The sequence below is a fragment of the Serratia sp. ASV30 genome, from assembly GCF_016428815.1.
Classification (GTDB): Bacteria; Pseudomonadota; Gammaproteobacteria; order Enterobacterales; family Enterobacteriaceae; genus Chania; species Chania fonticola_C.
In genome coordinates this window covers 67,253-75,357 of record NZ_JAELTL010000024.1, presented here as the reverse complement: position 1 = coordinate 75,357, position 8,105 = coordinate 67,253, and the positions used below count along the sequence as shown (strand labels likewise).

General features: G+C 50.9%; 7 protein-coding genes. 3 read left to right on the top strand and 4 right to left on the bottom strand.

Features of this window, described 5'->3' with window-relative positions:
* Positions 1-814: 814 nt before the first annotated feature.
* From JHD74_RS12950 to JHD74_RS12935, 4 genes are all read right to left on the bottom strand, one after another.
* Positions 815-1,171: a SymE family type I addiction module toxin gene (locus tag JHD74_RS12950; RefSeq protein WP_199062835.1), complete on the bottom strand. Its 357-nt coding sequence runs from the start codon at positions 1,169-1,171 to the stop codon at positions 815-817.
* Entirely contained in the window at positions 1,168-1,392 is a 225-nt protein-coding gene (locus JHD74_RS12945) for a SymE family type I addiction module toxin (protein WP_199062834.1), read from the bottom strand. Before JHD74_RS12945 ends, JHD74_RS12950 begins: the two co-directional genes overlap by 4 nt.
* A 76-nt stretch (positions 1,393-1,468) precedes the next feature.
* On the bottom strand, positions 1,469-1,834 hold the full coding sequence (locus tag JHD74_RS12940; protein WP_199062833.1) for a helix-turn-helix domain-containing protein: 366 nt from the start codon (positions 1,832-1,834) through the stop codon (positions 1,469-1,471).
* A gap of 274 nt (positions 1,835-2,108) precedes the next feature.
* Positions 2,109-3,857 (bottom strand): sigma-54-dependent Fis family transcriptional regulator, encoded by a 1,749-nt coding sequence (locus JHD74_RS12935; RefSeq protein WP_186578881.1) that lies wholly within the window; start codon positions 3,855-3,857, stop codon positions 2,109-2,111.
* A 483-nt stretch (positions 3,858-4,340) separates the two neighbouring features.
* Between JHD74_RS12935 and ygeW the strand changes: the two genes are divergently transcribed.
* From ygeW to JHD74_RS12920, 3 genes are all read left to right on the top strand, one after another.
* The gene (gene ygeW / locus JHD74_RS12930) at positions 4,341-5,528 is read left to right on the top strand and encodes a knotted carbamoyltransferase YgeW (protein ID WP_024529727.1); all 1,188 of its coding nucleotides are present in this window, start codon (positions 4,341-4,343) and stop codon (positions 5,526-5,528) included.
* 73 nt (positions 5,529-5,601) lie between these two features.
* Positions 5,602-6,795, top strand: coding sequence for a diaminopropionate ammonia-lyase (gene dpaL, locus JHD74_RS12925; RefSeq protein WP_024529728.1), 1,194 nt, complete (start codon positions 5,602-5,604; stop codon positions 6,793-6,795).
* Between the two features lie 69 nt (positions 6,796-6,864).
* Positions 6,865-8,082: a YgeY family selenium metabolism-linked hydrolase gene (locus tag JHD74_RS12920; RefSeq protein WP_199062832.1), complete on the top strand. Its 1,218-nt coding sequence runs from the start codon at positions 6,865-6,867 to the stop codon at positions 8,080-8,082.
* Positions 8,083-8,105: the final 23 nt, after the last annotated feature.

Sequence of the window (8,105 nt, the reverse complement as noted above, 5' to 3'; positions counted from 1 at the left end):
CCCCCCCCCCCCCCCCCCCCCCCCCCCCCCCCCCCCCCCCCCCCCCCCCCCCCTCTTTTAGATGTGTATAAGAGACAGTATCAGTTTTGACTTTGATGTTTGAAAGGGTATTCTCATTTTATGAATAAAATAACGTTGCCAACTTAAATAAAAATCCGTTGAAATTCGCAATAAAACATAGGATTCATATTTATTTAATTTATAAGTGGTCATTTAATTTTGCTTTTATATGGTTTTTTATTGTAATTTGGTTTGTGTAATAAACTGATGATTGTTGCACTCTATAAGTAATTTAAAATGATATAAGCAAAAATGATTGATTATATTTTATGGTTCTTCAGCACTAAGTGGTGATAGTGGTGCGGTTATTTATGGTGAGCTAGAGAGTGAACCTGAGTTGCTGATAACTGATAGCACGATGATAAATGGAAAAAATCCGATCTTAAGCGTCGAATTCTTACCTTCTTCAGCGACTATAGAATTCAGAGAGTAACGGTGAAATCTATCTTATAGGATCAGGCTTATTTTAATTTCTCGATGGAATGTCAGTGCAGTGGTATATATGAATTCGAAAATGGCATTGATAAACTTTTTGGGGGCAGTAATTTTAACAAGATGGATTCAGTGTATTTTTTTAATCGACAAGGAAAATTAATAATTATCTTTATTATTGTTAAGAGTGCCGTGCAAAGTATAAGTGACAGATTTCTCCAGATTATATGGTTCATAAAAAATTAAATATACGTTTTATAATGTATATTTTGAGTGAGGATATTCGGGGAAGTCTAATTAAGATCTTCCCGATTTTTTATTATCATCGAGACAGCGGATTCTCCTGCTGAACCCGAATCACCACCTTGCCGGGCATCACGCTGATCGCCAGCGGTTGCCCGGTCAGGCCGCACGGCGTCAGCCAGTCCCCCGCCAGATACAGCTCACCGTTATCCCGTACCCAGTCCACGCCGATATGGGGGTGAGCATCCACCTCCAATAATAACCGCTCAATCTCTCCCTCATTAGAAACCAACGTTATTACCAACCCATCCCGATACGGCTCTATCTTAAATACAGCACCCGCCACAAACCCCGCCTTGATAATATCCTCACCATCGATAATCAGCTCAGGAATATATCCACCAGTGGTTGCCTGTATACAATGAGTTCCGTTCATACATTGCCCTCCGCCTGAATAATCAATCTTCCCTGTTCAACATTTACCGTGACCGACTGGCCGGTTAAAAACCCCAGTTCTTCCAGCCAATAACCCTTGATAATCAGCTGTGGCGCAGGCTTCTTGATACCTCGGTTGGGCGTATAGCCCACGGTGTAATGGCGTGTTGTCTTGGGTACTTTATTTACGGTGGTGCCTGACTTAGAATCGTGCTTAGCCATAATCAACTCCTGGTTAGTTGCTTGTGGTGAGCGGCGATAGTGGGCTGCAACCCGTTATCGCCGCGTTACTTATCAGTTAGTTACGCACCTGTGCAATCATTGCGCTTAACATCTCTGAAATTATCTGCTGTTTTTCCCGCGGCAAATTAGCAATCGCTTCTATCTGTTGCTGCCACTTCGTAATCGGGACACTCTCGCGGAGGGAAGGCTCCGTCGTTGCTCCAAACAATTCCTCTAGCGAAACCGAAAAAATGTTTGCTACGTCTGGGAGTGAAGACACCTTGATACGACGGCGGCCAGCCTCCCATGCTTGCACTGTCTGTTGAGAAACGCCCAACAGCTCAGCCAATTCGGTCTGAGTAATGGTACGTTCTTTACGCAGGCTGGTAATGCGTTTGCCCAACGCAATGAAAAAATCACGTTCTTCGCTACTGATCGCCATAGTTGTCTTGGTTCCTGAATGTCATAAGACAACCATAACATACCGTACATTTTACTACGATATGATGTAAATACTACAATATGTAGTTTTATTGAGTCTGGCTGTTTTCATATGTAAATTGAGGTTTTTTGAAGCAAAAATAATGCGATGTATTTAGCAGATTGAGATAAGAGCGCTAATACGCCTTGAAAAGAGATATTGATAGCTGAACACAAGGACAGTCTAGGGCTAGCCAGCTAAACGCGCCAGCCCGGCACATAATTAATCTCCCCCCTCAATGAGAAGACAACTCATACTTCTTTATCTTGCGATACAGCGTCGCGATACCAATCCCCAGCTTCTCTGCCACCACCTTCTTGTTAGCATGTTGGCTCAGCGCCTCCTCAATCATCAGCTTCTCCATACTCTCCAACCCCGCCATATCGTGGTTTTCGCAACTCTCTGTGGCCTTATACGTAGGCACGCTGGCGCGAGCCTCCAGATGTTGCCCACGGGTCAGATTGGGCGGCAGCAGATAGGTATCGATGATTTCACCGCTCGGCACCACGTTAACCAGATACTCCATCAAATTACTCAGTTCGCGCACGTTGCCTGGCCAGCGGTGTCGGCGTAATAGCTCGAGTACCTCTGCCGAGATGCCGGGGTAAATAATGCCGATCCGCTTGGTGTGCAAACTGAGGAAGTAGTGCACCAGCAGTTCGATATCGCCTTCGCGCTCACGCAGCGGTGGCAGGGTGATGGGGATAACGTTCAGGCGGTAGTAAAGGTCTTCACGGAACTTGCCTTCGGCAATGTACTGTTCCAGGTTCTGGTTGGTGGCGGAGATAATGCGGATATCGACCGGGATCGGCTTGCTGGAACCGATCGGCAACACCTCACGGGATTCCACCGTGCGCAGCAGCTTGGCCTGCAACATTAGCGGCATATCACCGATCTCATCCAGGAATAGCGTCCCTTGATTGGCCGCCTGGATCAACCCCACCTTGCCATTGGCCGAAGCGCCGGTAAATGCGCCCTTCAGGTAACCGAACAGTTCACTCTCCAGCAGCTGATCAGGAATGGCGGCGCAGTTAATGGCGATAAAGGGTTTATCGCTACGGTTGCTCAGCCGGTGGATCGCCCGCGCCACCACTTCTTTGCCGGTGCCGCTTTCGCCAACCACCAATACGCTGGAGGGGCTTGGGGCAATACGGGTAATTAAACTCTTCAGCAGGCGCATCGGCTTGCTTTCCCCCGCCAATTGCTCAATGCGCGGGTCTTGCAGGACTAGAGTTTCGTTAAATGAGGAATGTGACTGATGGAAGGCCATTAAAAATAATTGATGGTCCTGAACCTGATGTAGCTGGCCAATCATAATCTCCTGGTTATCGTCGAAGGAGAGAATATGTTGCAGATGTCCGCTGGTGTAATTTTGCTGGAAGGTGAGGGCGCGAATAGTAAAGGTTTTGCCGATAATATTTTCCTGCGGCATATTGAGCTGTTTTAAGGCCATCATATTGGCAAATTTCACCTGGCTCTTTTCATTGAGTATTAACACCCCCTGATCCATATTTTCAATCAGGCTGAAAAGCACTTTATTTAAGCCACCGCTGCTGCCTTGTGTCTCCAATAAGTTAGAAACGAAAACGTTGGAGATATTGCGCACGTAACCCGAGAACTCTTGCAGATTATCCCGCAACCTTTGCTGCTGCTCCAGGGTAAAAGCCACCAGGCTGATCACGCCGATGCAGGTATCCTGGAACAGGATAGGAATGCCGAGGAAGGCCTTTTCCTGGCACTCATCTTTGCTGGTGCAGCCTTCGCACACCGGGTCATAACGGGAGTGGGTGACTATCTTTTCATTTTTAGTATCAAGTACATATTTCAACAACCAGGAATTGCTGCCGAGCTTGATGCCAAATTGTTTGCCATACGGGCCAGTGCCTGCCACACGTACCAGGTTGGCATCGACAATCTCTACCTCCAGCAGCAACACGCTGGAGAGCATCTTGGTAAAACGCAAAATTGTCGGTTGGATCTGCATAAGAGCCGACTGGGCAGTGGCCGGTGCTATCATCACGCGTCTCCCGTTATCGTCATTGAAAAAGAAACGATAATACACTACGGCCAGATATAATTTGATAGTCATCAAGCTAATCCCACAGAGAATAGAGATTCTGCTGTTAGCATCACATTTTATTATCAAAATGATACTGCACGCTAATTCCTATCATTTTGGGTCGCGAGAAAGCTTGATAATTATAAATGGCAGGTTTACGCCGCAGGGAATTATCCCTCCTCGGCAATAGCCTGACTAAAAATTTCACTTTAACCGCTGCTAAAACCCCATTTTATGTGATCACCATCATAATAATCCGCAGTTTTATGTTGCGTAGCTTAACTTTCCCCTTGTTGGCACGCTTATTGATTGTCCTGTAGTCAGACGCTGAAAAAAGCGTATTTGTTATTCCGAGGTTAGGCACTTGTTTTAACGGATCACCACCACACTCTCTATTTAGGGGCAAAGATGAGAACAGTTAACCAGTTAATTAAGGAAATAAGCGCGTTAAAGTCCAATTTACATCAAAAGGACTTTTTGCTGACGTGGGAACAGAGCCGTGACGAGCTGGAACTGGTGCTCAAGCTGGCGGAATCGCTGAAAACCATGCGCTCAGAAAACATTGCCACCAAGATTTTCAACAGTGGCTTAGGCATCTCCATTTTCCGTGATAACTCCACGCGTACCCGTTTTTCTTATGCCTCGGCGCTCAACCTGCTGGGGTTGGCGCAGCAGGATCTGGATGAAGGTAAATCGCAGATCGCCCATGGGGAGACGGTGCGTGAAACGGCCAATATGATCTCCTTCTGTGCGGATGCCATCGGTATCCGTGACGACATGTATCTGGGGGCAGGCAACGCCTACATGCGTGAGGTGGGTGCCGCGCTGGATGAAGGGTTCGAGAAGGGTGTGCTGCCACAGCGCCCGGCACTGGTCAACTTGCAGTGCGATATCGATCACCCAACCCAGGCGATGGCGGATCTGGCGTGGTTGCAGGAGCACTTCGGCAGCCTGGAAAACCTGAAAGGCAAGAAGATCGCCATGACCTGGGCCTATTCACCCAGCTATGGCAAACCGCTGTCGGTGCCGCAGGGCATCATTGGCCTGATGACCCGCTTTGGCATGAAGGTGACGCTGGCCCATCCAGAAGGTTACGACCTGATCCCAGACGTGATCGAAGTGGCGAAGAACAACGCCGCCGCGTCCGGTGGCAGCTTCCAGCAGGTGACCTCGATGGCCGAAGCCTTCCAGGGGGCGGACATCGTTTATCCGAAATCCTGGGCGCCGTACAAGGTCATGGAGCAGCGTACCGATCTGCTGCGTGCCGACGATCACGCGGGCCTCAAGGCGCTGGAGCAACAGTGCCTGGCGCAAAACGCCTACTACAAAAACTGGCACTGCACCGAAGAGATGATGAAGCTGACCAAAGGCGGCGAAGCGCTCTATATGCACTGCCTGCCAGCGGATATCACCGACGTTTCCTGCAGTGAAGGGGAAGTCTGTGCCAGCGTATTCGAGAAGTACCGTATTGCCACCTATAAGGAAGCCAGTTGGAAGCCTTATATCATCGCGGCGATGATCATGGCGCGCAAATTCTCCAACCCGGGCCTGGTGTTGGATCAATTACTGAAAGAAGCAGAAAAACGCATTAAATAAATTTACCTGGTCAGGGATACCGGGCGGTGTCCCTGCACGGTGAAGATTAATGCGACCAGAAGAGGTAGCGGTTATGTCGGTTTTTTCATTGAAAGTGGCGATAGAGGATAACCGTTATTTTAACGGCGAAACCTCCCCTCTGTTCTCTAAGGCGCAAGCGCAGAAAGCGCGCGAGTTTCATAAAAAGATTGCGGGTTATCAGCCAACGCCGTTATGCGCGTTGGACGATCTCGCTCAGCTGTTTGGCGTGCGGAAAATCCTGGTCAAAGACGAATCCAAACGCTTTGGCTTAAACGCCTTCAAGATGCTCGGCGGTGCGTACGCCATTGCCCAGCTGCTGTGTGAAAAGTACCAGATTGATATCAATGCGTTTTCTTTTGAAAAGTTTAAAGCCATGGCGACCGAGAAGATGACCTTCGCCACCACCACCGACGGCAACCATGGCAGGGGTGTCGCCTGGGCGGCGCAACAGCTGGGCCAGCATGCGGTGGTGTATATGCCCAAAGGTTCGGCACAGGAGAGGGTGGACCACATTCTTAATCTGGGTGCCGAGTGCATCGTCACCGATATGAACTACGACGATACCGTGCGCCTGACCATGAAAACGGCTCAGGAACGTGGCTGGCAGGTGGTGCAGGACACCGCCTGGGAAGGCTATACCAAGATCCCAACCTGGATCATGCAGGGTTACGCCACGCTGGCAGACGAAGCGGCCGAACAGATGCGGCAGATGCAGATCGAGCGCCCAACCCATGTGCTGTTACAGGCCGGTGTTGGGGCGATGGCCGCGGGCGTGTTGGGCTACCTGGTCGACGTGTTTGGTGCGGATAAGCTGCATTCGGTGATTGTCGAGCCCGAGCTGGCCGACTGCGTTTATCGCTCCGGGGTAAAGGGGGAAATCGTCAACGTGGGCGGCGATATGGCCACCATCATGGCCGGTCTGGCCTGTGGTGAGCCTAACCCCTTGGGCTGGCCGCTACTGCGTAACTGCGCCACACAGTTTATTTCCTGCCAGGACAGCGTGGCGGCGTTAGGGATGCGGGTGTTGGGTAATCCGCTAGGTAACGACCCGCGCATTATCTCCGGCGAGTCCGGTGCCGTGGGGTTGGGCGTGCTGGCTGCGGTACATCACAGCCCGCAACGTGCGCAGCTGATGCAAAAACTCGGTCTGGATAGCCAGTCGGTAGTGCTGTTGATCAGCTCCGAAGGCGATACCGACGTGAAGCACTATCGCGAAGTGGTGTGGGAAGGGAAGCATCCGGTTTAACCACCACCGTCAGATTACTCAACCTCTCGCAGTAGCGAGGGGTAATAAAAAATTGGAGAAAAAAATACAATGGCAAAGCAAATTCCTTTCGAATTGGTGCTAGAGAAAGCCTACCAATACAAAGATGAGATGACGAGCTTCCTGCGGGACATGATCGCTATCCCGAGCGAAAGCTGTGACGAAAAGCTGGTGGTGCTGTGTATCAAGAAAGAGATGGAGAAGGTCGGGTTCGACAAGGTTGAGATTGACCCGATGGGCAACATTCTGGGCTATATCGGCCACGGCCCACACCTGATCGCGATGGACGCGCATATCGATACCGTCGGCATCGGCAACATCAAGAACTGGACCTTTGACCCTTACCAAGGCATGGAAAACGACGAGATCATCGGTGGCCGTGGCGCATCGGATCAGGAAGGCGGCATGGCTTCCATGGTTTACGCGGGCAAAATCATCAAGGATCTGGGGCTGGAAGATCAGTATACGTTGCTGGTGACCGGCACCGTGCAGGAAGAAGACTGCGACGGCCTGTGCTGGCAGTACATTATTGAGCAATCCAACATCCGCCCAGAGTTCGTGATCAGCACCGAACCAACCGACTGCCAGATCTACCGCGGCCAGCGTGGCCGTATGGAAATCCGCGTGGATGTGCAAGGCATCAGTTGCCACGGCTCGGCACCGGAGCGTGGCGATAACGCCATTTTCAAAATGGGCCCAATCCTCAACGAGCTGCAACAACTGTCCGGCAACTTGGGCAACGATGATTTCCTGGGCAAAGGTACGCTGACCGTTTCTGAGATTTTCTTCACCTCACCTAGTCGCTGCGCGGTAGCCGACAGCTGTGCGGTATCCATCGACCGCCGCCTGACCTGGGGCGAAACCTGGGAAGGGGCGTTGGACGAGATCCGTGCGTTGCCAGCGGTGCAGGCGGCCAAGGCAGTCGTGTCGATGTATGACTATAGCCGTCCGTCTTACACCGGTCTGGTGTACCCAACCGAATGCTACTTCCCAACCTGGAAGGTCGAAGAAGATCACATCACGGTGAAAACCCTGAGCAAAGCCTATCAGGGCCTGTTCAAGAAGCAGCCGGTGGTGGACAAGTGGACCTTCTCAACCAACGGGGTCTCCATCATGGGGCGTCACGGTATTCCGGTGATCGGTTTTGGCCCGGGCAAAGAGCCTGAAGCCCACGCGCCGAACGAGAAGACCTGGAAAGACCACCTGGTGACCTGCGCGGCGATGTATGCCGCCGTGCCTTTGGCTTACCTGGAAGAGTTGGAGAAATAAGCGGCCCCTCACCCCAACCCTCT